The 23,989-nt window shown below is 47.3% G+C and carries 23 protein-coding genes and 3 pseudogenes; 14 read left to right on the top strand and 12 right to left on the bottom strand.

Going from position 1 to position 23,989, the window contains the following annotated elements:
• A pseudogene (locus CBI30_RS04675) lies at nt 1-574 on the top strand (IS3 family transposase); the annotation flags it as partial.
• Nucleotides 575-638: 64 nt separating this feature from the next.
• On the opposite strand, the gene lexA reads toward CBI30_RS04675, so the two are convergent.
• Nucleotides 639-1,358 (bottom strand): transcriptional repressor LexA, encoded by a 720-nt coding sequence (gene lexA / locus CBI30_RS04670; protein WP_088527161.1) that lies wholly within the window; start codon nt 1,356-1,358, stop codon nt 639-641.
• A 61-nt stretch (nt 1,359-1,419) separates the two neighbouring features.
• Here lexA and CBI30_RS04665 point away from each other — a divergent pair, with 61 nt between their 5' ends.
• The 6 genes from CBI30_RS04665 (at nt 1,420) to dnaB (ending at nt 5,585) form a co-directional block, all read left to right on the top strand.
• Nucleotides 1,420-2,496: an asparaginase gene (locus CBI30_RS04665; protein ID WP_088527160.1), complete on the top strand. Its 1,077-nt coding sequence runs from the start codon at nt 1,420-1,422 to the stop codon at nt 2,494-2,496.
• Between the two features lie 132 nt (nt 2,497-2,628).
• Nucleotides 2,629-3,003: a 30S ribosomal protein S6 gene (rpsF, locus tag CBI30_RS04660; protein WP_088527159.1), complete on the top strand. Its 375-nt coding sequence runs from the start codon at nt 2,629-2,631 to the stop codon at nt 3,001-3,003.
• A 59-nt stretch (nt 3,004-3,062) separates the two neighbouring features.
• A complete protein-coding gene (gene priB / locus CBI30_RS04655; protein ID WP_088527158.1) occupies nt 3,063-3,356 on the top strand; it encodes a primosomal replication protein N in 294 nt (97 codons plus the stop codon).
• Nucleotides 3,357-3,369: 13 nt separating this feature from the next.
• Nucleotides 3,370-3,642 (top strand): 30S ribosomal protein S18, encoded by a 273-nt coding sequence (gene rpsR, locus CBI30_RS04650; RefSeq protein ID WP_011902267.1) that lies wholly within the window; start codon nt 3,370-3,372, stop codon nt 3,640-3,642.
• A 13-nt stretch (nt 3,643-3,655) separates the two neighbouring features.
• A complete protein-coding gene (rplI, locus tag CBI30_RS04645) occupies nt 3,656-4,108 on the top strand; it encodes a 50S ribosomal protein L9 (protein WP_088527157.1) in 453 nt (150 codons plus the stop codon).
• Nucleotides 4,109-4,145: 37 nt separating this feature from the next.
• On the top strand, nt 4,146-5,585 hold the full coding sequence (gene dnaB / locus CBI30_RS04640; RefSeq protein WP_370652591.1) for a replicative DNA helicase: 1,440 nt from the start codon (nt 4,146-4,148) through the stop codon (nt 5,583-5,585).
• Between the two features lie 84 nt (nt 5,586-5,669).
• Here the strand turns inward: dnaB and CBI30_RS04635 are convergent, their stop codons facing one another.
• The 11 genes and pseudogenes from CBI30_RS04635 to CBI30_RS04585 form a co-directional block, all read right to left on the bottom strand.
• On the bottom strand, nt 5,670-5,939 hold the full coding sequence (locus CBI30_RS04635) for a hypothetical protein (RefSeq protein WP_088527156.1): 270 nt from the start codon (nt 5,937-5,939) through the stop codon (nt 5,670-5,672).
• 117 nt (nt 5,940-6,056) lie between these two features.
• Nucleotides 6,057-6,458: pseudogene (locus CBI30_RS04630) on the bottom strand (C40 family peptidase); the annotation flags it as partial.
• Between the two features lie 103 nt (nt 6,459-6,561).
• A complete protein-coding gene (locus CBI30_RS04625) occupies nt 6,562-8,232 on the bottom strand; it encodes a PhoH family protein (RefSeq protein ID WP_088527154.1) in 1,671 nt (556 codons plus the stop codon).
• A 236-nt stretch (nt 8,233-8,468) separates the two neighbouring features.
• The gene (locus CBI30_RS04620; RefSeq protein WP_088527153.1) at nt 8,469-8,936 is read right to left on the bottom strand and encodes a peroxiredoxin; all 468 of its coding nucleotides are present in this window, start codon (nt 8,934-8,936) and stop codon (nt 8,469-8,471) included.
• A 63-nt stretch (nt 8,937-8,999) separates the two neighbouring features.
• Nucleotides 9,000-9,917 (bottom strand): polysaccharide deacetylase family protein, encoded by a 918-nt coding sequence (locus tag CBI30_RS04615; protein ID WP_088527152.1) that lies wholly within the window; start codon nt 9,915-9,917, stop codon nt 9,000-9,002.
• Nucleotides 9,918-9,929: 12 nt separating this feature from the next.
• Nucleotides 9,930-10,976 carry a bifunctional UDP-4-keto-pentose/UDP-xylose synthase gene (locus CBI30_RS04610; protein WP_088527151.1) on the bottom strand — a complete coding sequence of 349 codons (1,047 nt, stop codon included), beginning with the start codon at nt 10,974-10,976 and terminating at the stop codon, nt 9,930-9,932.
• 21 nt (nt 10,977-10,997) lie between these two features.
• A complete protein-coding gene (locus tag CBI30_RS04605; protein WP_088527150.1) occupies nt 10,998-11,870 on the bottom strand; it encodes a formyltransferase in 873 nt (290 codons plus the stop codon).
• Nucleotides 11,871-12,842, bottom strand: a complete 972-nt coding sequence (locus CBI30_RS04600; RefSeq protein ID WP_088527149.1) for a glycosyltransferase — start codon at nt 12,840-12,842, stop codon at nt 11,871-11,873.
• Nucleotides 12,843-12,873: 31 nt separating this feature from the next.
• A complete protein-coding gene (locus tag CBI30_RS04595) occupies nt 12,874-14,046 on the bottom strand; it encodes a DegT/DnrJ/EryC1/StrS family aminotransferase (protein WP_088527148.1) in 1,173 nt (390 codons plus the stop codon).
• Between the two features lie 16 nt (nt 14,047-14,062).
• Nucleotides 14,063-15,757, bottom strand: a complete 1,695-nt coding sequence (locus tag CBI30_RS04590) for a glycosyltransferase family 39 protein (RefSeq protein ID WP_088527147.1) — start codon at nt 15,755-15,757, stop codon at nt 14,063-14,065.
• The gene (locus CBI30_RS04585; RefSeq protein ID WP_088527146.1) at nt 15,757-16,134 is read right to left on the bottom strand and encodes an Mth938-like domain-containing protein; all 378 of its coding nucleotides are present in this window, start codon (nt 16,132-16,134) and stop codon (nt 15,757-15,759) included. The genes CBI30_RS04590 and CBI30_RS04585 overlap by 1 nt, the downstream gene beginning before the upstream one ends.
• Nucleotides 16,135-16,213: 79 nt before the next feature.
• Here CBI30_RS04585 and CBI30_RS04580 point away from each other — a divergent pair, with 79 nt between their 5' ends.
• The 7 genes and pseudogenes from CBI30_RS04580 to CBI30_RS04550 all read left to right on the top strand — a co-directional run bounded on the left by CBI30_RS04580 (nt 16,214) and on the right by CBI30_RS04550 (nt 23,951).
• Nucleotides 16,214-17,473: a pyridoxal phosphate-dependent aminotransferase gene (locus CBI30_RS04580; RefSeq protein ID WP_088527145.1), complete on the top strand. Its 1,260-nt coding sequence runs from the start codon at nt 16,214-16,216 to the stop codon at nt 17,471-17,473.
• Entirely contained in the window at nt 17,470-18,780 is a 1,311-nt protein-coding gene (locus CBI30_RS04575) for a homoserine dehydrogenase (protein ID WP_088527144.1), read from the top strand. The genes CBI30_RS04580 and CBI30_RS04575 overlap by 4 nt, the downstream gene beginning before the upstream one ends.
• A 7-nt stretch (nt 18,781-18,787) precedes the next feature.
• Nucleotides 18,788-20,230: a threonine synthase gene (gene thrC, locus CBI30_RS04570; protein ID WP_088527143.1), complete on the top strand. Its 1,443-nt coding sequence runs from the start codon at nt 18,788-18,790 to the stop codon at nt 20,228-20,230.
• A 29-nt stretch (nt 20,231-20,259) separates the two neighbouring features.
• Nucleotides 20,260-21,499, top strand: a pseudogene (locus CBI30_RS04565) (molybdopterin molybdotransferase MoeA).
• 18 nt (nt 21,500-21,517) lie between these two features.
• Complete coding sequence (gene moaD, locus CBI30_RS04560; protein ID WP_169711247.1) at nt 21,518-21,775, top strand: molybdopterin converting factor subunit 1; 258 nt, start codon at nt 21,518-21,520, stop codon at nt 21,773-21,775.
• A gap of 1 nt (nt 21,776) precedes the next feature.
• Nucleotides 21,777-22,241: a molybdopterin synthase catalytic subunit MoaE gene (moaE, locus tag CBI30_RS04555; RefSeq protein ID WP_088527142.1), complete on the top strand. Its 465-nt coding sequence runs from the start codon at nt 21,777-21,779 to the stop codon at nt 22,239-22,241.
• A gap of 51 nt (nt 22,242-22,292) precedes the next feature.
• Nucleotides 22,293-23,951, top strand: coding sequence for a carboxylesterase/lipase family protein (locus CBI30_RS04550; RefSeq protein ID WP_088527141.1), 1,659 nt, complete (start codon nt 22,293-22,295; stop codon nt 23,949-23,951).
• The last annotated feature ends 38 nt before the right edge of the window (nt 23,952-23,989 follow it).

Here is a 23,989-nt window from a genome sequence, read left to right as displayed (position 1 = left end):
AAGCGCTATCAGTCCTATAGGGGCGCTATTGGTAAAACAAGCCCCCAATCTACTGCAGCGTAACTTTGCAGCTAACAAGCCCAATCAAAAGTGGGTCACCGATGTCACTGAGTTCAATATTAAAGGCGAGAAGGTTTACCTCTCGCCAATATTGGATCTGTATAACCAAGAGATCATCTCTTATACGATTACCGATAGACCACAAGTGAGCATGGTGATGGAGATGCTAAAAGTGGCATTTAAACGTCTTAGAGGATGCAGCCAGCCTCAACCGGTATTGCACTCAGACCAAGGCTGGCAATACCAAATGGGGATTTATCAACAGGCTTTGAAGGTACAAGGTCTTAGCCAAAGCATGTCTAGAAAAGGAAACTGTCTGGATAACGCAGTCATGGAAAACTGGTTTGGGATTATGAAAACCGAGTTCTTCTACCAAAAGAAGTTCTCAGATGTTCAATCATTTAAAACGGAGCTTAAGGACTACATCCACTACTACAACCATGATCGAATCAAGGAAAAACTAAAGGGATTGAGCCCGGTTCAATACCGAACTCAATCCCTCGTGCTAACCTGATTAAACTGTCCAACTTTTGTGGGTCAGTTCAATAAACGAGGCCTTTTGCTTTGTGGGATAGAGCTTATAGACCGCCAGCCCTAATCAGGCCAACAGCTTGACCTTCAACTGCGAAGTTCGGTTGGCGCTCATCTACTAAAATATTTTTGAAGTCTGGATTCTCAGCTTGCAATTCAATTACCATGCCATTAGCAGTTTTCTTTTGGTTCCAACGCTTTACGGTAACCTCATCATCTAAGCGTGCAACTACGATATCGCCATTGCGTACTTCAGAAGTTTTTCTTACGGCCAAATAGTCACCATCCAAAATGCCTGCATCGCGCATGCTCATGCCAACCACTTTTAATAAGTAATCTGCGCCCTTACTAAATAAACTAGGATCAATCGGCACTTGTTTTTCAATATGCTCAACTGCCATGATGGGGGAGCCTGCAGCAACGCGACCAATGAGCGGCAAAGTCAGTTGCTGTAGTGCGCCAGAAGGTAAAGACATTTGGCGATATTTATTGGGATTCTGGGTTTGATTAAATCGTTGCGGAATCCGAATGCCACGAGAGGTTCCCGGCGTCAGTTCGATGTATCCTTTTTTTGCTAACGCACGCAAGTGCTCTTCAGCAGCATTAGCAGATGCAAAGCCAAGTTGCGTTGCAATTTCTGCGCGAGTTGGGGGCGAGCCACTTTCCCCGATGGCCTTAGTAATCAATTCCAAAATCTCACTCTGACGAGCAGTGAGCTTGGGGAGGGCAGTCAGCTCCTCTGGAAAATCGACTGTATTTATGTCCATACTGGGATTGTATACAGCACTATTTGAATATTCAAGCAATTTGAAGGCGGATAATGAAGGTATGAGCTCAATTACTGGTATTCCTGAAAATTCTCCCCATATTCTGGTTTTAGGTATGGGCGGCACAATCGCCGGTCTTGCCTTCAATCCTGAAGATAGCCCGCTGCAATATCAGGCTGGCCAAGTTGGGGTTGAAGCATTAGTTGGGCATATCCAGTCAGCAGTTCCTGAGGGCGTCAAACTGGTTTCATATCAGCTGGCCAATATCAATAGCCGAAATCTGACTGATGCGCATCTGACTGCCCTTGGCACTGCAGTCAAAGAGGCGCTACTGGACCCAGTAGTAAAGGGGGTTGTGATTACCCACGGCACTGATACGATCGAGGAGACAGGTTTATTTCTGCAAGCAACTTGTGGAAAGTTAGCTCAGACTCAGGCTAAGAGGGTCATTCTGACTGGGGCCATGCTTCCGAGCAATGCGCCTGGAGCCGATGGACCATCGAATCTCTTGGATGCGCTACGCTGGGCCTCCACAGCGATTGATAACTGCCCTGGTGGCATTTATGCGGTCATGGATGGGCGTGGATGTATGGCGATGGACTTGGCAAAACGCCATGCTACCGCTCTAAATGCCCCATTACAGAATTCCCCTTCAAGTTCCGTGGGCTTGATTAATCCTTCCTGGTTATCTGGCGTAAAAGCAGTTCAGGCTGCCTGGAATGAAGATTTACCCATCCCCCAAGAGAATGAGTGGCCTTGGGTTGAGATTTTGACAAGTCATGCGGGTGCTCGCGCTGAAACAGTAGCGCAGTGGCTCAAAAGTGATGTTCGGGGTCTAGTTGTTGCCGGTTCAGGATTGGGCGGTCTTCATGACGCATGGGTAGAGCCATTGGATAAGGCGATGGCTCAAGGTATTGCTTTGGTAAGAACGACTAGAACGGGTGCTGGCAGGATTTTGCCCAATATTCCCGAGGCAGATGCCTCTGGATGCCGCGCTGCGAGTGCGCTCACTGCGCCTAGGGCCAGAATTGCACTCCAATTAGCCCTTAATGCGGCAAAGCAGGCAAATTTAGCCGGTAAACCTCTGACTTGGCAGGATTTTTTTGCTAGAATAGCGGACTTACCAGAAATTCGGTAAGGACTTAAAAAGCTGTAAATGTGTTGTAAGTTTTACCTACAATTTGTTACTACCTTGTCACACTGGCACTCAGTTCACAACCATCAGAATTGAGAAAGACGCCCAGGTGACTTTATCCTTAAGGAGTGTTAGATGCGTCATTATGAAATCGTCTTTATCGTCCATCCGGACCAAAGCGAGCAAGTGCCTGCGATGATCGATCGCTACAAAGCGACATTAGCTGCTGCTGGCGGCAAAATTCATCGTATGGAAGATTGGGGTCGTCGTCAGATGGCTTACATGATCGACAAGCTTGCTAAAGCCCATTACGTTTGCATGAACATTGAGTGCGACCAGAAAACTCTGGACGAGCTTGAGCATGCATTCAAATTTAACGATGCAGTTTTGCGTCACCTCATCATCAAGACTAAGAAAGCTGAAACAGAGCCTTCCATCATGATGAAAGAAGTGCAACGTGAAGAAGCCCGTAAATCTGCTCATACCGACGCTCCTGTAGTTGCGGCTTAAGTTAGAAATTTGAAGAGGAATACACAGACTAGAAAACGTATCAGAGTGATGGAGCGGCGTTGAATCATTTCACCCTAACTGCATTCTTGGTATCTAAAGACGCAATTCGATTTACACCAGCAGGAATACCCGTGATGCATTGCCAGCTTGAACATAGCGGCGAAGTAAGCGAAGTAGGAAGAGCCAGGAAAATTCAGATGAGTGTTGAAGCCATAGCAATCGGTCCGATACAAAAGGGCTTAGAGCAAATGGATTTAGGAGCTGAGGCAGTGTTTGAAGGATTTTTGTCACCCAAGACTCTACGTAATCAAAGGCTTGTTTTCCATATCACCCATATTCAATTGAAAAATTAAAGAGGAAATCATCATGGCGTTTGGAAAGAAACCCGATTTCAAAAAGAAACCAGCTCAGAACCCATTGTTCAAGCGTAAGCGTTATTGCCGTTTCACTGTTGCTGGTGTAGAGCAGATTGACTACAAAGATGTAGATACATTGAAGGACTTCATTGGCGAGAACGCCAAGATCACTCCTGCACGTTTGACAGGCACAAAAGCAAAATATCAGCGTCAGTTAGACACTGCTATTAAGCGTGCCCGTTACTTGGCTTTATTGCCATTCTCTGATCAACATAAGAAATAATTGGGAGCCCTCAATGCAAATCATTCTCTTAGAAAAAGTAATAAACCTGGGCAACCTTGGCGATGTAGTACGCGTTAAAGACGGTTTTGCTCGTAATTTCCTAATCCCACAGCGTAAAGCTCGTCGTGCAACTGAAGCAGCAATTGCTGACTTTGCTGTACGTCGTGCTGAGTTGGAAAAATTGGCTGCTGAGAAACTGGCCGCTGCTGAAGCAGTTGGCACAAAGCTCAAAGATTTGATTCTCGAAATCGGTCAAAAAGCAGGTGTTGACGGTCGCTTGTTTGGTTCTGTTACCAACCATGACATCGCTGATGCTTTAAAAGCCAAGGGTTTTGTAATTGAAAAAGCTTCTGTACGTATGCCTACTGGCCCATTGAAGATGGTTGGTGATCACCCTGTAGCGGTAGCTGTTCATACCGATGTAGTGGCTGACATCACTGTCCGCGTTGTTGGCGAGCAAGCGTAAGTTTTAGATCTTAGGTTTTAATTAAAACACTAGCCTTATGGCTGAATCCCGCTCACGCTCCCTTATGTCAAATCCTGGCATGATGGGCTCTGGGGACGCAGCCTTGCAGGCTTTAAAAGTACCGCCGCATTCTGTAGAAGCCGAGCAGTCTCTGCTCGGCGGTCTACTGATCGATAATGCAGCCTGGGATCGCCTGGGTGGCGTATTAACTGATAAAGATTTCTATCGTCCTGAACATGCTCTGATCTATAAGGTCATTCAGCGTTTAGTTGGCGACAATCATCCTGCTGACGTCATTACTGTTCATGAGGCTGTTAAGTCTGAACAGGGTGGTGATTTAGTTGGCATTGATTACCTCAATTCTTTAGCGCAAAGCACTCCTAGCGCAGCGAATATCAAAGGCTATGCCGACATTGTTCGTGACCGCAGCATTCTGCGGCGTTTAATTGAAGTATCTGACAACATTGTTAACTCTGCATTTGTTCCTGAAGGTCGTTCAGTGAGAACGCTTTTGGATGAAGCGGAGTCACGCATTTTGCAAATCGGTGAAGAGGGTAGTCGCAAAGCCGACTACCTTGAGATTGAGCCATTGCTCAGAACCGTCGTTGCGCGTATTGATGAGCTCTATAACCGTCAAGGCGGAAGCGATATTACTGGTATTGCAACTGGCTTTATTGATTTAGATAAACAAACCAGCGGCCTGCAAAAAGGCGACTTAGTGATTGTTGCTGGAAGACCCTCGATGGGTAAAACGGCGTTCGCATTAAATATTGCAGAGAACGTAGCTTTGGCCGAAGGATTGCCGGTAGTCGTCTTCTCTATGGAAATGTCGGGTGAGCAACTAGCATCCCGTTTGTTGGGTTCAGTGGGGCGTGTTGATCAAAGTCGAATGCGTACCGGAAAGTTGCAAGATGATGAGTGGCCACGTGTTACCGATGCGATTGCCCGTTTAAGTAATACCCAAATTTTGATTGATGAGACTGGCGCTTTATCCAGTCTAGAGTTGCGCGCTCGTGCGCGTCGTATTGCACGCAACTTCGGCGGCACTCTTGGCCTCGTGGTGATTGATTACTTGCAGTTGATGAGTGGCTCTGGTTCTGAGAACCGTGCAACGGAGATTTCTGAAATATCACGTTCGCTTAAGTCGCTTGCAAAAGAATTGCAGTGCCCAGTTGTGGCTCTCTCACAGTTAAATCGTGGCCTAGAGCAGCGTCCCAATAAGCGCCCAATCATGTCGGACTTGCGTGAATCAGGCGCGATCGAGCAAGATGCCGACTTAATTATGTTTATCTACCGTGATGAGGTTTATCACCCGGATACGACGACTGATAAAGGCATGGCTGAGATTATTATTGGCAAGCAACGTAACGGCCCCATTGGAACTGTGCGATTGAGTTGGCAAGGCCCGTATACCAAGTTCGATAACTTGGCGATGGGATCTGTTGGATACTCCTCTGGTGGGTACGAGCCGTTCTAACTCCACAGTAAAAAACAAAAGCAGTAATTAGAAATAAAAAAAACCTCGCAATTGCGAGGTTTTTTTACTTAGGGCGGATGCTAATTATTTTCCGCCTTCACACTTCTTAATAGATGCAGTTTTAGCAGCGCCATACAGTGGCTTGCCATCTTTACTCACTGCTTTGGCTTCGCATCCAGAATCTGCTGGTGCGCTACCCATACATTTTTTAACGGAGGCATCCTTAGCCGCGCCATACAGTGGCTTACCTTCTTTGCTAACGGCTTTCGCCTCACAGGCGGCCTGATCTGCAAAAGCAGCTGTCGGAATTGCGCAGCTGAAGGCAATACTTAAAGCGATGATAATTTTCTTCATGCGAGTTACTCCCAGGTGAATAATCTATAGAACCCATTGTTCTATATAGAAATGTAACCAAGTTTCCGTGTTTTGTGAATCTAGTATTAGCGCTATGGGCTGCAGGGCGAATAATTAAGGAGTTAGCCTTCTAGCCTCGGTAAATCTCGCCGCCCAATAGGGTGTTGTGATGTATTCCAGGCGAACAGTGCCGCCTGCGCTAGGGGCATGCACAAATCTTCCTTGTCCCACGTAGATCCCTGCGTGTGAATACTTTTCACCGGTGGTGTTAAAGAAGATGAGGTCGCCTGGTGCTGGTGCTTGATTTTCAACACCCTGACCTTTACTGCTCATCTCTTGAATGGTGCGCGGTAGTTTGATATTCGCAGATTTGCTATAGACATAAGCAATGAGGCCACTGCAATCAAATCCGCCTTTGGGATTATTGCCGCCATAGCGATATGGCACACCCACTAAACCCACTGCCGTAATCGAAATATCTTCCGTACCTACGCTGGTATCTTGCTTAAATTGCGCCACTTTTGCAGCATTTGAACGAGCATTAAAGGTGCTGCAACCCGATAAGGCTATTGCACAAATAAAAATGCCGCACCCTGCAAGAGTGCGGCATGAGAGGGTTTGCTTAGAGTGCGTCAGCAGCATGATCTGCCAGGCGTGAACGCTCTCCTCGAGCTAGGGTCACATGCCCACCATGACGCCAGCCTTTGAAGCGATCCACTACATAAGTAAGGCCTGAAGAGCCTTCGGTTAAGTAAGGCGTATCGATCTGGGCAATATTACCCAAACAAATAATCTTGGTTCCTGGGCCTGCACGAGTTACCAAAGTCTTCATTTGTTTTGGCGTTAAGTTTTGCGCTTCATCAATAATCACAAACTTACTTACGAATGTTCTGCCGCGCATAAAGTTCATGCTTTTCACTTTGATGCGTGAGCGAATCAGTTCTTGCGTGGCAGCACGACCCCACTCGCCGGCATTGTCTTCGTTGCGATGGAGCACTTCCAGATTGTCATCAAACGCACCCATCCATGGCTGCATCTTCTCTTCCTCGGTGCCCGGTAGGAAGCCGATGTCTTCACCAACGGGCACGGTAGCGCGAGTAATGATGATCTCGTTATAGCGCTTACTATCGAGCACTTGCTCTAAGCCAGCAGCCAATGCCAGCAAAGTTTTTCCGGTACCCGCTTGACCTAGCAATGTGATGAAATCCACATCAGGGTTCATCAGCAGGTTCAAGGCAAAATTTTGTTCGCGATTACGTGCAGTCACACTCCATACATTATTTTTCTGATGAGAGAAGTCTCTTAATGTTTGGAGGAGAGCGGTTTTTCCGTTGATCTCTTTAACCTGGGCATAGAACGGTGTTGAGCCGTCTGGATTTTCTTGATAAACAAACTGATTTACCAGCATGCTAGGTACTGAAGGCCCAGTAACGCGATAGAACATCGTGCCAGATTTTCCGTCAGCCCAACTCTCCATAGCCTTGCCATGCTTTGGCCAGAAATCGGCTGGTAGCGCCATGACACCTGAGTACATTAAGTCACGATCTTCCAGCACTTGATCATTAAAGTAGTCTTCAGCAGGTAAGCCTAGAGCGCGAGCCTTAATCCGCATATTGATATCTTTGGATACCAAGACCACTTCCTGGCCTTTGCGAGTCTTTTGCAGTTCACTGACAACAGCCAAGATCAGGTTGTCGCCTTTGCCCTCAGGCAAGCCCTCTGGCAAAGCCTGAGTGGTTAACTTGGTCTGGAAAAAGAGTCGGCCAGATACGTCTTGATTCCCTAATTTATTGAGTGGAATGCCATCGTCTAAGGTGCCGCTAGTGCCAGCTACTAATTGATCTAAAGAACGGCTCACTGTACGGGCATTACGAGCAACTTCAGTCATACCCTTCTTGTGGTTATCCAACTCCTCAAGTGTTGTCATTGGGAGAAATAGATCATGCTCGGAAAAGCGGAACAGGGAGCTCGGATCATGCATCAATACATTGGTGTCCAAGACAAATAGGCTTGGAGGCCCAGTGCGAATAATGCGTTTTGGTTTTTCTGGAACGATGGTGACTTTGTTATCACCGCGCTCATTGCGTACCGCTGGGCGACGATCCCCTTTAATTTTCTCAAGGGCCAACTCGGCAGCAGAGAGATCTTCCACGTTATCGCTAGCCCAATTGGGTGCATGGCTTTCCATCACAACCGGTTTTGCTGGGGCAGGGCGCTTCTTTAAATTTGGAGTGTCTTTAGTGCTAATTTTTACTTGGCCAGCAATTTGAGTTGGGATTGGGGGCAATGGCATGCAGACTCTCCTAAAAGAAAAAACCGTCAAGCGGATTGCTAGGACGGTCTGTTACGAAACTAGTTGGTGTATGGGATAGAAAACGGAGGGGGCTGTTTACCGAGCCTGTTCTTAAATATTCAGGCTGATGTGTCAAACGGATTGTCAGACTTTCCCGTCGTTTACGGTGCATATAACTTTACTTTACCCCAAATTAACAGCTTTGCAAGCATCCCCTGCCAAATTAATTGAAAAATTTAATGGGCTTCTTGGGCAGCTTGTAATACCTCTGTCACATGTCCCGGAACCTTAAGACCACGCCACTCTTTCACGAGATTGCCTGAGGAATCAAAGAGGAATGTGCTGCGTTCTACGCCGCGAACCTGCTTGCCATACATATTTTTCATCTTCATGACGCCGAACAATTGGCACAGGGTTTCTTCGGTATCGGCAACCAGCTCAAAAGGCAGCTCAAGTTTGCTGCGGAAATTATCATGAGACTTCAGGCTATCCCTAGATACGCCAACAATCAAGGTATTGGCTTTAGTGAAGGCATCAATGTTGTCGCGAAATTCGCCTGATTCAGCGGTACATCCCGGAGTCATGTCTTTTGGGTAAAAATAAATCACAAGCTTTTTGCCCTTGGCTGACTCTGGAGTAAAGGTTAATTCTGAAGTCGCTGGGATTGCGCACTGGGGCATTGGCTTACCAATTTCTACTGTCATGATGGTCTCTCTTATTTAGTTTTATTTGCTGCTTATTCTAGGTGCCAATTACTTTCGCGCTTTTTACACTGTTTGCAAAATCAGTTCGCCGCTACGGTTGGGGATTTCACCCCAAGTTACTGGCTGTATAGCTATTTTATCGAGTTGCTTGGTAGCTTCCCAGGATTGGTGAAGCTTACCCATAGTGACCAAATCGTGACCTTGGTTCAACCACCCTGCTAGCAGTTGCTCAAAGGCGGGTAGAAGTTTTTGACCCTCAAGCTCTGCATGCAAAGTAAAGACCTGGTCATTAGGGTTGCTTTGTGTGATTTCGAGGAGTTTTTTGACTGCGCCAAATTCATCAGCACCATCAATACCAATCAGCTCATCAAAAGTAGGTAGAGTCGTTGGATATTGGACGTGTTTTGCTTTGCCTGACGGTAGTGCAAAACGGTAAGGCATTAGATTGGGTTGCGCCCTGCCATCGGAAGAATATTTGATGCCCCATTGATCGAGTTGCTCAAAGGCAGCTTCATTCATTTGCCAACCAGCAGCACCATAAGTTACTGGAGGGTGCCCAAAGATTTCAACAAAGCGATCCCAGCTTTTTTGCATCTGTGCTTTTGTCCACTGGGCATCGCGATTGCGCACCGCATCTTGCCAGGCTACATGGTCCCAAGTATGGATGCCGGTCTCATGACCAGCAGCATCAATTGCCCGCATTTCAGCGGCAGCTTGTTTGCCAATATCTGGACCAGGAAGTAAGACGCCATAGAGCAGGGTCTTGATACCGTAATGCTCCACTACAGAGGTACGGCTAACCTTCTTCAGGAAGCCTGGCTTAAATACGCGCTTGAGTGCCCAACCAGTATGGTCTGGACCCAAGCTAAACAGAAAGGTGGCCTTGAGACCAAAGCGCTCAAGCGTGCGCGCTAGATTGGGTACACCTTCTTTGGTACCGCGTAAGGTATCGACATCTACCTTGAGTGCAATTTTTGCCATGAACCCCGGAGCTTATTCGTTATCAACTAAGTGACGTGCTTTATCTACATCCAGGCGATAGGCTTCAAAGATCTTCTTGAGCGCATCGCTCATATTGGTGGTTGGCTTCCAACCCAATTCGCTCATCGTGTTATCAATTGCGGGAACGCGATTTTGAACGTCTTGGTAGCCTTCGCCGTAGTAAGCGTTAGAAGTGGTTTCAACAATCTTCACTTCGTTAGCTGTCGTGGCGTACTCCGGAATACTGCGTGCGATTTCCAGCATCTGATTAGCGAGGTCACGCACAGAGTGATTGTTCTTTGGATTACCAATGTTGTAGATCTTGCCGTTTGCAACACCATCTTTGTTGTCGATGATGTGCATCAAGGCATCAATACCGTCATCAACGTAAGTGAAAGCGCGTTTCTGAGCGCCACCATCAACCAAGTTAATGGGCTCGCCGCGAACGATATGGCCCAAAAACTGAGTTACTACTCGGGAAGAGCCTTCTTTTGGTGTGTAAATGCTGTCTAGACCAGGACCAATCCAGTTAAATGGACGGAACAGAGTAAAGCGCAAACCTTCCATGCCGTAACCCCAGATCACGCGATCCATTAGTTGCTTGGAGCAAGCGTAGATCCATCGTGGCTTATTAATCGGACCGTAAACCATCGTAGATTGAGCGGGATCGAATTCAGCATCCTCACACATTCCATAGACTTCAGAGGTGGATGGAAATACCAAATGCTTTTTATACTTAACGGCAGAGCGCACGATCGGCAAGTTGGCTTCGAAGTCGAGCTCAAATACTTTGAGTGGCTGCTGAACATAGGTGGCTGGGGTAGCAATGGCTACTAAAGGCAGAATGACATCGCATTTGCGGATGTGATATTCAACCCACTCTTTGTTGATGGTGATGTCACCTTCAAAAAAGTGCATGCGGGGATGATTGACTAAATCACCAAGGCGATCGTTTTGCATATCCATGCCATAGACATCCCAATCGGTTGTCTCCAGAATGCGCTTTGAAAGGTGGTGACCAATAAAGCCATTTACGCCAAGAATGAGTACTTTTTTCATCTTTACTGCCTCGTTTTTAATCTAATGTGTTTTTGCCGGGAACCAGTCCAGTATTGCTACCGCTCTTTGGTCGCCACAAATGCCGAATACCTGATTATCAACCACTTGGATGCCAGGGGTCCGAAGATCCAGTTGAGCCGGAAACGGCCCCTCTAGGCTGGTGCGAGCCACAATCATGGGCTGACCTTGCCAAACTGTAAAAGCGCCGGGGTAGGGCGGTGCAACGGCTCTGACAAGGTCATGAACTTGCTTGGCTGACTGCTGCCACAGAATTTCCCCATCTGCCGGCTTGCGACCCCCAAAATAGCTGCCTTGAGCAAGTAAATTCGGTTTTCTGGGGACGCGGCCCTGAACGAGTTCTGGTAGCGCCTGATTGATCACAGCTACGGCTGCCTGACTGACTTTGCCAAAGACATCCGTAGCGGTTTCATTGGGGCCAATGGAGACCGCTGACTGCCCAACGATATCGCCAGCGTCTGGTTTGATTTCCATGATGTGCAATGTAGCACCGGTTTCAGTTTCGCCATGTAGGATGGCCCAATTAACTGGTGCGCGGCCACGATACTTTGGCAGAAGTGAGCCATGCATATTGAGGGCAGCAATCTTGGCGCACGCCAAGAGTTCCGCCGGAATCATATGGCGGTAATAAAAAGAGAAAAGATAGTCAGGCGCTAGCTTCTGAATTCGCGGAATGAGATCCATCAACTCATTGGCATTGGGTGTGATGTAAGAAATTTTTTTATCTTCACAGAGCTTGGCAACACTTCCAAACCACACGTTCTCATTGGGATCGTCTTGATGGGTCACTACCAGTTCAATCTGTATACCCGCACTGAGTAATGCCTTAAGGCAGTTGACGCCAACATCGTGATAAGCAAAGATGACTGCGCGCAATTATTTTTTCTCTAAAACAGTTTGCACAACATAGCGTGGGCGCTCTCTGACTTGTTGGTAGATGCGACCAATGTACTCGCCGAGCAAGCCGAGACCAAAGAGCATGACGCCAATCAAGAAGAAGGTGAGCGCGAAGAGGGTAAAGACACCCTCAACCTCGGCACCCAGCACAAAGCGGCGAACCAAGAGATAGATAAACAAACTGCCGGCTGCCATTGCTAACAACATGCCCAAGATGGAGAAAATCTGCAAAGGCATAACAGAGAAGCCAGTTACCAAATCAAAGTTCAGGCGTATGAGTTGATAGAGACTGTATTTAGATTCACCGGCGAAGCGCTCTTCATGTTTGACGGTGATCTCAGTAGGGTTGGCTGCAAAGGTGTAAGCCAGTGCAGGAATAAAAGTATTGCTCTCATCGCACTGTCGTACGAGATCCACAATGCGACGGCTATAGCCACGCAACATACAACCCTGATCGGTCATCGTGATGCGAGTAATTTTTTGGCGCAACCGATTCATAGCGCGAGAAGCCAATTTTCTAAAGAAGCTATCGCGACGATCTGCTCGAATGGTGCCTACGTAGTCATGACCTTTGACTAATTCATTGGTCAAGGCATCAATTTCTTCTGGAGGATTCTGTAAGTCTGCATCCAGTGTGATGATGTATTCACCGCGGGAATATTCAAAGCCAGCCATGATCGCCATGTGCTGACCAAAGTTACTATGAAACAACACGGCGCGCGTGACATCAGGGCGCAATTCCACTTGCTGGGCCAAGATACCAGCAGAGCGATCTTTACTTCCGTCATTCACAAACACCACTTCATAAGCAATGTTGCGTTTGATAGCCATCGCATCGAGCGCTGGATAAAGGCGATCGAAGAGGGCCTGGAGACCGTCTTCCTCGTTATAAACGGGGATGACGATACTGAGTGTGGGATTGCCAGCTTGCTTAGGTATATTCGCAGTCATGCTGCAATTTTGCCTGATTCCACTGCCAAGACTAATTTTTACGGTGTTTCTTCAGAATTCCTACTAAAGCACTGGCTATGCGGCCAATATCTTCATCTGCCATCCCTGGAAAAAGGGGTAGCGTCAGGATCGAGCGACCTATGCGTTGTGCAATTGGGGTGGACTCGGTTTTGTAGCCTAGCTTTTTGTAGAGCGTAAATCCAGTGATGATGGGGTAATGAACGCCGGTGCCAATACCCATATCCTTCAGCTCGGTCATCACTTGCGCACGCTCCGCATTCAATTGGTCAAGTGGCAAAACGATTTGGAACATGTGCCAGTTGCTATCAGTGAAATTCTCCACGGGAAGCTCCAGTTTTAAATCGTCCAATCCAGCAGATTTGAGTTCGCTGCGGATGACGTCAAAGTATTGCCTGGCTAAAGCAGCTCTGCGAGTCTGAAATACTGGTAGTTGTTTCAATTGATGCAAGCCAATGACGGCATTCACATCGGTCAAATTATCTTTGCCACCCAGGACATCCACATCCATACCATCTATGCCTTGGCGAGTGAGACCCTGCAAGCGAAATTTCTCTGCTAACTTGGCTTCATCAATATTGTTTAGGACTAGGCAACCACCTTCAACGGTGGATAAATTTTTATTTGCCTGAAAACTAAAGCTCACCAAATCACCAATACTGCCGATCTTTTGGCCTTGCCACTGCGATCCAAATGCTTGGGCTGCATCTTCAATCACGCGGAGCTTATGCTGCTTTGCTAGTGCATATAGCCGATCCATATCTACCGGCAGGCCAGCCAAATAGACGGGCATGATGGCGCGGGTTTTGGGTGTGATGGCTGCGGCAACTTGATCCAAGTCGATATTGCGAGTGATGGGATCTATGTCTACAAACACGGGCGTGGCACCCACCCCTAAAATGACATTGGACGTCGCAACCCAAGAGATTGGGGTGGTGATCACTTCATCGCCTGGCCCAATATCGGCAACCTGTAGAGCAATCTTCATGGTAGCGGTACCGTTGGCAAAACAGCGCACAGGGCGACCGCCAAAATATTCACTCAAGGTAGCCTCAAATTCAGCAAGCTTAGGTCCCGAAGTGACCCAGCCAGAACGCAAGACCTCAGCAACTGCATCAATCGTTTCTTGATTAAAGTGCGGGCGCGTGAAAGGAATAAAAGGCAGCATATTTTCGGTGGTCGACATAGTTAAGCTTAAGACCTTATTGTGGAGAAGTGCTTGTAGATTCAGGGTGCTTCACAATTACGCGTCTCGAATCGCGTCCAACTTCTTGCATGGGGATATTTAATTTCTGTAGCTCGATATATTGCTCTGGAACCATCAATGCATATGCTGTTGGATCTTCTTTCCAGCGCTCAATAAATGCATCCAAAGTGGGTAGCCATAGCTCTGGCTCCTGCTTGACACCAAACTCAAGCTCATCCGGAAACTCCACCATGATCATGGTTCTACCTAAGTAGAAGGGTACTGTGTGATCGAGGATACGAACAGAATAGAAGTTGGCCTTTTCGGGGATGCCTGCTTTTACCTGCTCCACTAGGTCGATGCCAGATACCGCGCGTCCAAGAGTCTCGTGACCAGTACCCGCGATAAGTGCGCAAAGAAAAAAGCCACTTGCGAAACTAGTAATACTGCTTAAGCCATTGCGCTTACTTTGCATGAAGCCCAACAAACTTCCTGAAACCAGCACGATCAGCGCTGCTACAACCCAATAAGTGTATTGCGCATAAGATTCAATTTCATCAGGCCTAGCTTGCTTGCTAACTTCTCCTAAGAAGAAAAATCCAATGCCACCTAGGACTGCAAAGAAGAGTGTCTGCAGTTGCCAAGGCAATGAGAGTGAGTTACTAAAGCCAAGATTGCGATCTAAGCGATGCCCAACGATCATGGCTAATGCTGGAAAAATGGGGATGATGTAGCCAGGCAATTTTGACTGAGAAACGCTGAAGAATCCCAAGATGACTGCAAACCAACAGGTGAGCAACCAGCCACTTGAGAATTCGCGATTACGCTCTCGCCAGGTCTGTGCAATGGCCCCGGGGACTTGTGTGATCCAAGGCAAGAAGCCTAGCAGTAGCAGCGGGAGAAAGTAGTAGATCGGCCCGGTTCTACTGTGGGCAGTTTGAGTAAAGCGTTGTAAGTGCTCATGAATAAAAAAGAATTCGAGGAACTCGGGATTGCGTTGTGCAACGAGCACGAACCAAGGTGCGGTAATCGCTAAAAATAAAACAGTGCCACTAATGATATGCAGCCGTTTCCAAATCTTCCAGTCCCATGCGGTAATGGAGTAAACGATAAAGACCATGCCGGGGATTGCGGCTCCAATCACGCCCTTAGATAGAGTCGCTAGCGCCATAGAAGCCCAGCAGACCCACATCCACTTGCGAGTGCTGGCTTGGTTGTGTGAAGTCTGTGCAAGTAAAAGACTGCACAGTGCAGCAACCAAGAATGCTGACAGCCCCATATCCAAGGAGTTCATGTGGCCGCCAATGACCCACATTGGGCTAGATGCTAAGACAAGTGCCGCTAGCCAACCTGCCCGGGCACTATAGATGCGTGCACCAGTAAAACCTACTAACAAAATGGTTAGAAATCCAGTGAGTGCGGTCCATAGGCGCGCTTGCCAATCACCAATACCAAAAATAGTGAAGGCGGTAGCGGTGGCCCAAATTTGTAGTGGGGGCTTTTCAAAATATTTGTAGCCGTTATAGCGGGGGGTTACCCAATCTCCCGTTACTAGCATCTCACGGGCAATCTCAGCATAACGACCTTCGTCCGATGGAATGAGGTGGCGGTAATTAAGGGCGCCAAACCAGAGCAATGCATATACCAGCACCAATATCAAAATGGAGGCGGGGTTTAGGGCGCTTGACTGCCGAATGTGACCAAATTGCATTAGATGGCTTCCACAATGAGGGCGAGTAAGACCTGGCGACCCTCGCCAACCAGAATGTTGTAGGTGCGACAAGCTGCTTGGGAGTCCATTACTTCAAAGCCAATCTTGGCCTCAATGAGGGTTTTTAATAACTCAGGCTTAGGGAAGCGCTGGCGCTTGCCAGTGCCAATAATGATTAATTCAGGCTTGAGAGCAGCCATTTGGCTGAAATCTATTGCACTCAGCTCGTCAAATGATGGAACAGCCCATTCCTGGATTCCACCATCCGAGCTCAATAAAACAGCGTGACTATAGGGAGTCCGATTGATCTCTACATAGCCATCACCGTAACCGGTGATCGTATTAGCTCCGGAATGGGGGTCAGATTGAAGCTTCACATGGACTCTCTGTCATAATTATGAGGATTATAGCCAGCTGTTTTTTCCTAGATTTCAAGAACTTACCCTTTAATTTATTGTGAAACCGATCCTAAAGTCCGAAAAACTCAATCACGTTTGTTACGACATCCGTGGACCTGTGCTGGAGCTTGCTCAGCGTATGGAGGAAGAGGGCCACAAAATTATCAAATTAAACATTGGTAATGTGGGTGTTTTTGGCTTTGATCCTCCAGAAGAGATTCAACTGGACATGATTCGTAATTTGGGCAATGCCTCAGCGTACTCCGATTCCAAAGGAATTTTCGCGGCTCGCAAGGCAATCATGCAGTATTGCCAAGAAAAAGGCATCCAAGGCGTTACTTTGGATGACATTTATACCGGCAACGGCGTTTCTGAGCTTATTGTGATTGCCATGAATGCATTGCTTAATAATGGCGATGAAGTCTTGGTACCGGCGCCTGACTATCCATTGTGGACAGCTGCGGTCAGTTTGTCTGGTGGTACTCCAGTACATTACTTATGTGATGAGTCTAAAGAGTGGGCTCCTGATCTCGCAGATTTACGTAAAAAGATTACACCTCGCACTAAAGCGATTGTGGTGATTAATCCCAACAATCCAACGGGCGCAATCTACTCCAAAGAAGTGCTGACAGAGTTAACTTCAATCGCGCGTGAGCACGGCTTGATTCTGTTTGCTGATGAGATTTACGACAAAATGCTGTACGACCAAGAGAAGCACGTCTCCTTGGCATCTTTGTCGACCGATGTAGTGACGATCACCTTGAATGGTTTATCCAAGAACTATCGTTCTTGCGGCTATCGTGCCGGCTGGATGGTGGTCTCAGGCGATAAAGAGATGATTCGAGACTACATTGAAGGTCTCAATATGCTGTCCTCGATGCGCCTGTGTGCCAACGTGCCAGGCCAGTACGCCATTCAAACGGCCTTGGGCGGTTATCAAAGTATTAACGACTTGGTAGCTGAAGGGGGTCGCTTGGCGAAACAACGCGATCTTGCTTGGAAACTCATTACAGCAATTCCTGGCGTGACTTGCGTTAAGCCAAAGTCCGCTTTGTATTTATTTCCAAGACTCGATCCAGAGATGTACCCAATCGAGGATGATCAGCAGTTTGTAGCTGACCTTCTAAAGGAAGAAAAAGTATTGCTGGTTCAAGGTTCCGGTTTCAACTGGATCAAACCCGATCACTTCCGAGTAGTGTTCTTGCCTCACGAAGATGTGCTGACAGAGGCGATTGCTCGTCTCGCACGTTTTCTAGAGCGTTATCGTCAAAAACATAGTCGGAAAGCGGCTAATTTAACAGCAACAAAGGCATCATGAAACCGATTCAAGTTGGTCTATTAGGCATTGGCACTGTAGGTGGTGGTGTATTTACTGTTCTCGAACGCAATCAAGATGAGATTACTCGTCGCGCTGGTCGTGTCATTCGTATTCATACCGTAGCCGATCTTAATGTAGAGCGGGCCAAGGAATTGGTAAAGGACCACGCGCAAGTTGTGAGTGATGCACGTGCGGTGATTAATAATCCTGAGATCGATATCGTTGTTGAATTGATTGGCGGCTACGGCATTGCGAAAGACTTGGTGCTTGAGGCAATCGCTGCTGGTAAGCATGTGGTCACAGCTAATAAGGCTTTGATTGCAGTGCACGGCAATGAGATATTTAAAGCCGCCCATGAAAAGGGTGTGATGGTCGCATTTGAAGCGGCTGTTGCTGGCGGCATTCCGATTATTAAGGCTTTGCGCGAAGGCTTAACTGCCAACCGTATTGAGTGGATCGCCGGCATCATTAACGGCACAACTAACTTCATTCTTTCTGAGATGCGCGACAAAGGTTTGGACTTTGCAACTGTCTTGAAGGAGGCGCAACGCTTAGGTTACGCAGAAGCAGATCCAACTTTTGACATTGAAGGCGTTGATGCTGCCCATAAAGCAACCATCATGAGTGCGATTGCATTTGGTATTCCAATGCAGTTTGAAAAAGCACACGTTGAAGGCATTACTAAATTAGATGCAATCGATATTAAATATGCTGAGCAGTTAGGCTATCGCATTAAGTTGCTCGGTATCGCTAAAAAGACCGCTGCCGGTGTAGAGCTGCGTGTTCATCCGACATTGATTCCAACTAAGCGTTTGATTGCAAACGTTGAAGGTGCGATGAACGCTGTTCAAGTATTTGGCGATGCAGTTGGCACTACGCTTTACTACGGTAAAGGCGCAGGCTCCGAGCCAACTGCTTCAGCAGTAATTGCCGATTTAGTGGATATCACCCGTTTATTGGGCGCGAGCCCTGAGAGTCGCGTTCCCTACTTAGCATTCCAGCCAGATGCAGTGCGCGATATCGCTGTATTGCCTATGGGTGAAATCACCACCAGCTATTACTTACGTCTGCGTGTAGCTGACCAAGCTGGCGTGTTGGCTGACATTACCAAGATCTTAGCTGCCCATGGTATTTCGATTGATGCTCTCCTGCAAAAAGAAGCGGACGAGGGTGAAAGCCAAACTGATTTGGTTGCCCTGACTCACGAGACTAAAGAAAAACACATGCTTGCAGCGATTCAGGAGATTCAGGACCTGAAAACTGTCGCGGGCGAAGTGGTGAAGATCCGTTTAGAAAATCTGTCCTAATATAAACATGCGTTACCAATCGACTCGGGGCAATAGCCCGCAACAATCCTTTCTAGAAATTCTGCTTGGTGGTTTAGCGCCGGATGGTGGCCTGTATTTACCTATTGAGTACCCCAAGGTCACTAAAGAGCAATTGGATTCATGGCGCGGTTTGTCTTATGCTGATCTCGCTTATGAAGTCTTGAGCCTGTATTGCGACGACATTCCCGAGGCAGATTTACGTGCCTTATTGCGTAAAACTTATACAGAGCAGGTTTATTGCAATGGCCGCGCTGAAGACAATGCTAAAGACATCACACCATTGCATTGGATGGGTGAAGAGCAGGGTACGCGTATTGGCCTTCTCAGTTTGTCTAATGGACCCACTTTGGCATTTAAAGATATGGCGATGCAGTTACTCGGCAATCTCTTTGAATATGCCCTAAAGAAAAAAGGCCAGAAGCTCAATATTTTGGGCGCCACCTCTGGTGATACTGGTAGTGCTGCTGAGTATGCAATGCGTGGCAAAGAGGGCGTCAAGGTTTTTATGCTCTCGCCACGCGGCAAGATGAGCTCTTTCCAATCTGCGCAAATGTATTCCTTGCAAGATCCGAATATTTTCAATCTGGCAGTAGCAGGTGTGTTCGATGATTGCCAAGATATTGTGAAGGCAGTGAGCAACGACCACGCCTTTAAAGCCAATCACCAAATTGGTACCGTAAACTCTATTAACTGGGGTCGTGTTGTGGCCCAGGTCGTGTATTACTTCCAAGGCTATTTGTTAGCCACCAAGTCGAGTACAGAAAAAGTTTCCTTCACTGTGCCATCAGGCAACTTTGGTAATATCTGCGCTGGCCACATTGCCCGTATGATGGGTTTACCGATCGCGCATTTGGTTGCAGCCACCAATGAGAATGATGTTCTTGATGAGTTCTTCCGTACTGGGGTTTATCGTGCGCGTAAGTCCGCTGAGACTTTGCATACCTCCAGTCCCTCTATGGATATCTCCAAAGCGAGTAACTTTGAACGTTTTGTCTTTGACCTCATGGGTCAGGACGGCAAAATAACTGCAGGCATGTTTAAGCAAGTAGATGAAGCTGGTGGATTTGATATTTCTAAAGAAACAATCTTTAGAGAGATCGGTAAATACGGCTTCCAATCTGGTCGTAGCACCCATCAAAATCGTTTAGACACGATCCGCGATATTGATCAACGCTATGGTGTCATGATTGATACGCACACTGCAGATGGTGTGAAGGTGGCGCGTGAGCATTTGCAAGCCGGAGTCCCTATGCTGGTACTTGAGACTGCGTTGCCGATTAAGTTTGAAGAGACGATTGAAATTGCTTTGGGCCGTCCTGCAGAGTGTCCGGCTGCATTTAAAGATATCAAGTCTTTGCCGCAGCGCGTTGAAAATATGGATGCCGATGTCAATCAAGTCAAAAACTTCATCACCACTCATCTCAACTAAATACATAAAGCACTATGACTAAGCCACCAATGTTGACTGCTCAGCAGGCTTTAGATCATTTACTCTCTCACGCAAAGCCCGTGAATGAAACTGAAACACTTGCGATGCAAGCTGCCTTGGGTCGTGTGCTTGCGGAAAGCGTTAATAGCTTGGCCGATGTACCGCCGCTGGATAACACCTCGATGGATGGTTACGCAGTCCGCACTGCCGATACCCAAACTCCCGGAAATATTCTGAAAATTGCGCAACGCATTCCGGCTGGCTCTATGGGTATGCAGCTCGAGCCAGGTACTGCCGCCAGAATATTTACCGGTGCCCCAGTTCCGCCTGGTGCTGATGCGGTAGTGATGCAAGAAGACTGCGTTATTCCAGATGGATCAACTGATGAAGTGCAGGTAAATATAGCGCCAACATCGGGGCAATGGATTCGTAAGCGGGGCGAAGATTTGACTGGAGGCGAGACCGCATTAATTGCAGGCACTTTTCTCCGTCCTCAAGAATTGGGTGTGGCCGCTTCTGCTGGCTTAACGCATTTAAATGTGAAGCGCAAAGTCAAAGTTGCTGCTTTTTTTTACTGGCGATGAACTTTCTCTACCTGGCGAGCCACTCAAACCAGGCGGCATCTACAACTCTAATCGCGATACCTTGTTGGCATGTATTAAATCCTTGGGTTGCGATGCTACTGACTTTGGAATTGTTCCTGATAGTCTTGATGCCACCCGAGAAACCTTGCGTAAAGCCAGTAAAGACCATGACTTGATTATTACTTCTGGTGGTGTATCGGTTGGTGAAGAGGACCACATCAAGCCCGCAGTGACTGCCGAAGGTAGGCTAGATCTCTGGCAGATTGGCATCAAACCTGGCAAGCCCTTGGCTTTTGGTGCCGTACGCAAGTCCGATGATTTAAAGGGCGGAGTGGCCGAAGCGGAAACTTGGTTTATTGGTTTACCTGGTAATCCGGTATCCAGCTTTGTAACTTTCCTATTGTTTGTGCGACCATTTATTCTGAAGCTGCAAGGGCGGGATGTGAGTCCTCCCCAAGCCTACCCAATGCGCGCTGACTTTGATTGGCTCAAAGCCGATCGCCGTAATGAATTCCTACGCGTCAAGATTAATGCCCAAGGCGGCTTAGATCTATTCCCCAATCAAAGCTCCGGGGTTCTTACCAGCGCCTCATGGGGTGATGGCTTAGTAGATTGCCCTCCAGGACAGGCATTCAAGGTAGGGGATATAGTGAAATACATTCCTTTTAATGCCCTCCTAGTCTAATCGGATTAGCATTCACCCATGAAACTCCAATTGCGATTCTTTGCCTCACTGCGAGAAGGTCTTGGCCTTGCTGAGGAGAGTATGACTGCTCCAGCGGGAGTAAAGACGATTGCCGATTTAAGAAGTTATCTAATTCAACGTGGAGATCCTTGGGCTGAAATATTAGCCAGCGGCAAGGTAATTCGCTGTGCCTTAAATCAAGAAATGGTTAAAGACACAACATCACTAGTTGAGGGTGCCGAAGTGGCTTTCTTCCCTCCGGTTACTGGTGGCTAAGATGCAGAATGATTTCATTCGCATTCAAGAGGCAGACTTTGATTTAACGACTGAAGTCAAAGCGCTTCACAAGGATGATCCTCGCGTAGGTGCAGTAGTGACTTTCGTTGGTACTGTGCGTGATATGAATGACGGTAGCCAGGTTAAGGGTATGACGCTGGAACACTATCCCGGTATGACAGAAAAATCCCTTGAGGAAATCACCACGCAAGCCAGAGGCCGCTGGGATCTTTACAGGACGCTAGTCATCCATCGAGTGGGACCGCTATTGCCTGAAGATCAAATTGTGCTGGTAGCAGTCACCAGTGCACACCGAGGAGAAGCATTTGCTGCTTGCGAGTTCATCATGGACTACCTTAAAACGGCAGCCCCGTTCTGGAAAAAAGAAGAGACCTTAGAAGGTAGTAGGTGGGTGGATGCCCGTGTAACTGACGATGTTGCAATGGCGCGCTGGAAAAAGAATTAAGTTTTTCCACGCCGCTCTTTATAAAGCCATACCCCCATTAGGAAGAGTTAGATGAAAAAGATATTTACCCTTCTACTAAGTAGTATTGCTTTGACTATCTGCGCTGCTGAGCGACCAATTGTGCAAGTTGAAAATGGACAACTTCAAGGGGCTCTTGAGTACAAGATGCAGGCATTTAAGAATATCCCTTATGCAGATCCTCCGATAGGCGAGCTCAGGTGGAGACCGCCACAGCCAGCCATGGCTTGGAGTGGGGTACGAGATGCTAGCAAATTCGGCGCTTCATGTCCTCAAGCTTTCATTAAGAATCTCAGTGCAGGCCTTGTACTTCCTGGTAGTGAAGACTGTCTAAAGTTGAACGTGTACTTACCTGAAAAAGCCAGCAAGAACATGCCGGTGATGGTCTGGTTTCATGGGGGTGGCTTATTAGTCGATGGAGCTAGTGACCCACAGTTCACTCCGATTAATTTAGTGAGAAACGGAGTGATCGTAGTGACAGTTGATTACCGTTTGGGCTCACTCGGTTTTTTCGCTCCCAAAGAGTTAATAGCAGAAGCGAAAGCCAAGGACGAGCCAGTTGGAAATTACGGCACGATGGATCAAATTGCCTCTCTCAAGTGGGTTAAAAATAATATCGCTGCATTTGGTGGGAATCCAGATAATGTGACGATCTTTGGTCAGTCTGCCGGTGGGCGGAGTGTTACTTGGTTAATGGTTTCTGATGCGGCTAAAGGTTTATTTCATAAGGCAATTGCGCAGAGCGCCCAACAGAGCCCCTTGCGTGGCATGACTGAGAAACGCCTAGGACTTACGTCCGAGGTTGAGATCGACGCTAAATACATGGCTGCGCTTGGCGTGAAATCGTTGGCAGAGTTAAGGGGGTTGCCAGCAGATAAGCTGGTTCTTAATGGAGGGGATTTTTATGCCGGTGAGTTTGGCGGACCTTTTATTGATGGCCAGATCATTAAGGGCGATCCCATTCCTTTATTTGCGGCAGGTAAGCAAGCAAAAGTGCCTTTCATGATTGGTACGAACTCATTTGACTCTGACTTTATGTTGCCTGGTGAGCCGTCATTGGATGTGTTTATGAAGCAGGTGCATGAAGACCCAAAAATTATCGAAAAGCTCTATTCCAAGGTCAAAGACAAATGTATTTTGAATTCTTTTGTAATTCAAGACTTGATGTATCGGGCTAGTACGAAACTATTGGCTGACAGCATGAACGGTGTGGCTCCAGGTTACGCTTATTACTATGACTATTTAACGAAGAATATTCGACCTGCTTTTCCAGGGTCGCCGCATACTTTTGAAATCACTTACGTATTTGGAAGTTTGGCATTAATGCCTCAGGCTCCAAAACGGATTGAATCTGAATTGGATCAATGCGCCAGAATCGAAAGAGATATTGCTGACTTTAAGAAAACCCATGCTTGGCCAAAAGATTGGTATCCAATCGTAGATAAGAATAGCCCTGCAGATCAGGCCCTTACTGAAAAAATGTCGGCTAGTTGGGCTGCGTTTGCCAAAACTGGTAATCCTAATGTGGGCGGTCAAGGAAACTGGCCTATTTATAACCTGAAGGCTGATGTCATGAGAAATTACTCTGACGGCCCAGCAACCATCACTGGATTACTCAAAGATCGCGTAGCTTATCAAATGTTGCATTTGAGAGAAATCTATTCGCTAGAGCGTCTTAAAAACGCTTTTTAATTTCCAATAAGAAATCAACCAGCCACCCTTAGAGGTGG

Origin of the sequence: Polynucleobacter aenigmaticus, assembly GCF_002206635.1 — a bacterium.
Taxonomy (GTDB): Bacteria; Pseudomonadota; Gammaproteobacteria; order Burkholderiales; family Burkholderiaceae; genus Polynucleobacter; species Polynucleobacter aenigmaticus.
The sequence above is the reverse complement of the archived record's forward strand: the minus strand, read 5'-3'. Positions and strand labels throughout refer to the sequence as shown.

Bases quoted from the DNA above. Each gene is read 5' to 3' on its own strand.
- CBI30_RS04575 (WP_088527144.1), top strand. From the start codon at position 17,470: ATGAAACCGATTCAAGTTGGTCTATTAGGCATTGGCACTGTAGGTGGT.
- thrC (WP_088527143.1), top strand. From the start codon at position 18,788: ATGCGTTACCAATCGACTCGGGGCAATAGCCCGCAACAATCCTTTCTA.
- rpsF (WP_088527159.1), top strand. From the start codon at position 2,629: ATGCGTCATTATGAAATCGTCTTTATCGTCCATCCGGACCAAAGCGAG.
- rplI (WP_088527157.1), top strand. From the start codon at position 3,656: ATGCAAATCATTCTCTTAGAAAAAGTAATAAACCTGGGCAACCTTGGC.
- CBI30_RS04635 (WP_088527156.1), bottom strand. From the start codon at position 5,939: ATGAAGAAAATTATCATCGCTTTAAGTATTGCCTTCAGCTGCGCAATT.
- CBI30_RS04615 (WP_088527152.1), bottom strand. From the start codon at position 9,917: ATGGCAAAAATTGCACTCAAGGTAGATGTCGATACCTTACGCGGTACC.
- CBI30_RS04665 (WP_088527160.1), top strand. From the start codon at position 1,420: ATGAGCTCAATTACTGGTATTCCTGAAAATTCTCCCCATATTCTGGTT.
- lexA (WP_088527161.1), bottom strand. From the start codon at position 1,358: ATGGACATAAATACAGTCGATTTTCCAGAGGAGCTGACTGCCCTCCCC.
- CBI30_RS04620 (WP_088527153.1), bottom strand. From the start codon at position 8,936: ATGACAGTAGAAATTGGTAAGCCAATGCCCCAGTGCGCAATCCCAGCG.
- dnaB (WP_370652591.1), top strand. From the start codon at position 4,146: ATGGCTGAATCCCGCTCACGCTCCCTTATGTCAAATCCTGGCATGATG.
- rpsR (WP_011902267.1), top strand. From the start codon at position 3,370: ATGGCGTTTGGAAAGAAACCCGATTTCAAAAAGAAACCAGCTCAGAAC.
- moaE (WP_088527142.1), top strand. From the start codon at position 21,777: ATGCAGAATGATTTCATTCGCATTCAAGAGGCAGACTTTGATTTAACG.
- CBI30_RS04600 (WP_088527149.1), bottom strand. From the start codon at position 12,842: ATGACTGCGAATATACCTAAGCAAGCTGGCAATCCCACACTCAGTATC.
- moaD (WP_169711247.1), top strand. From the start codon at position 21,518: ATGAAACTCCAATTGCGATTCTTTGCCTCACTGCGAGAAGGTCTTGGC.
- CBI30_RS04625 (WP_088527154.1), bottom strand. From the start codon at position 8,232: ATGCCATTGCCCCCAATCCCAACTCAAATTGCTGGCCAAGTAAAAATT.
- CBI30_RS04550 (WP_088527141.1), top strand. From the start codon at position 22,293: ATGAAAAAGATATTTACCCTTCTACTAAGTAGTATTGCTTTGACTATC.
- CBI30_RS04610 (WP_088527151.1), bottom strand. From the start codon at position 10,976: ATGAAAAAAGTACTCATTCTTGGCGTAAATGGCTTTATTGGTCACCAC.
- CBI30_RS04595 (WP_088527148.1), bottom strand. From the start codon at position 14,046: ATGTCGACCACCGAAAATATGCTGCCTTTTATTCCTTTCACGCGCCCG.
- CBI30_RS04590 (WP_088527147.1), bottom strand. From the start codon at position 15,757: ATGCAATTTGGTCACATTCGGCAGTCAAGCGCCCTAAACCCCGCCTCC.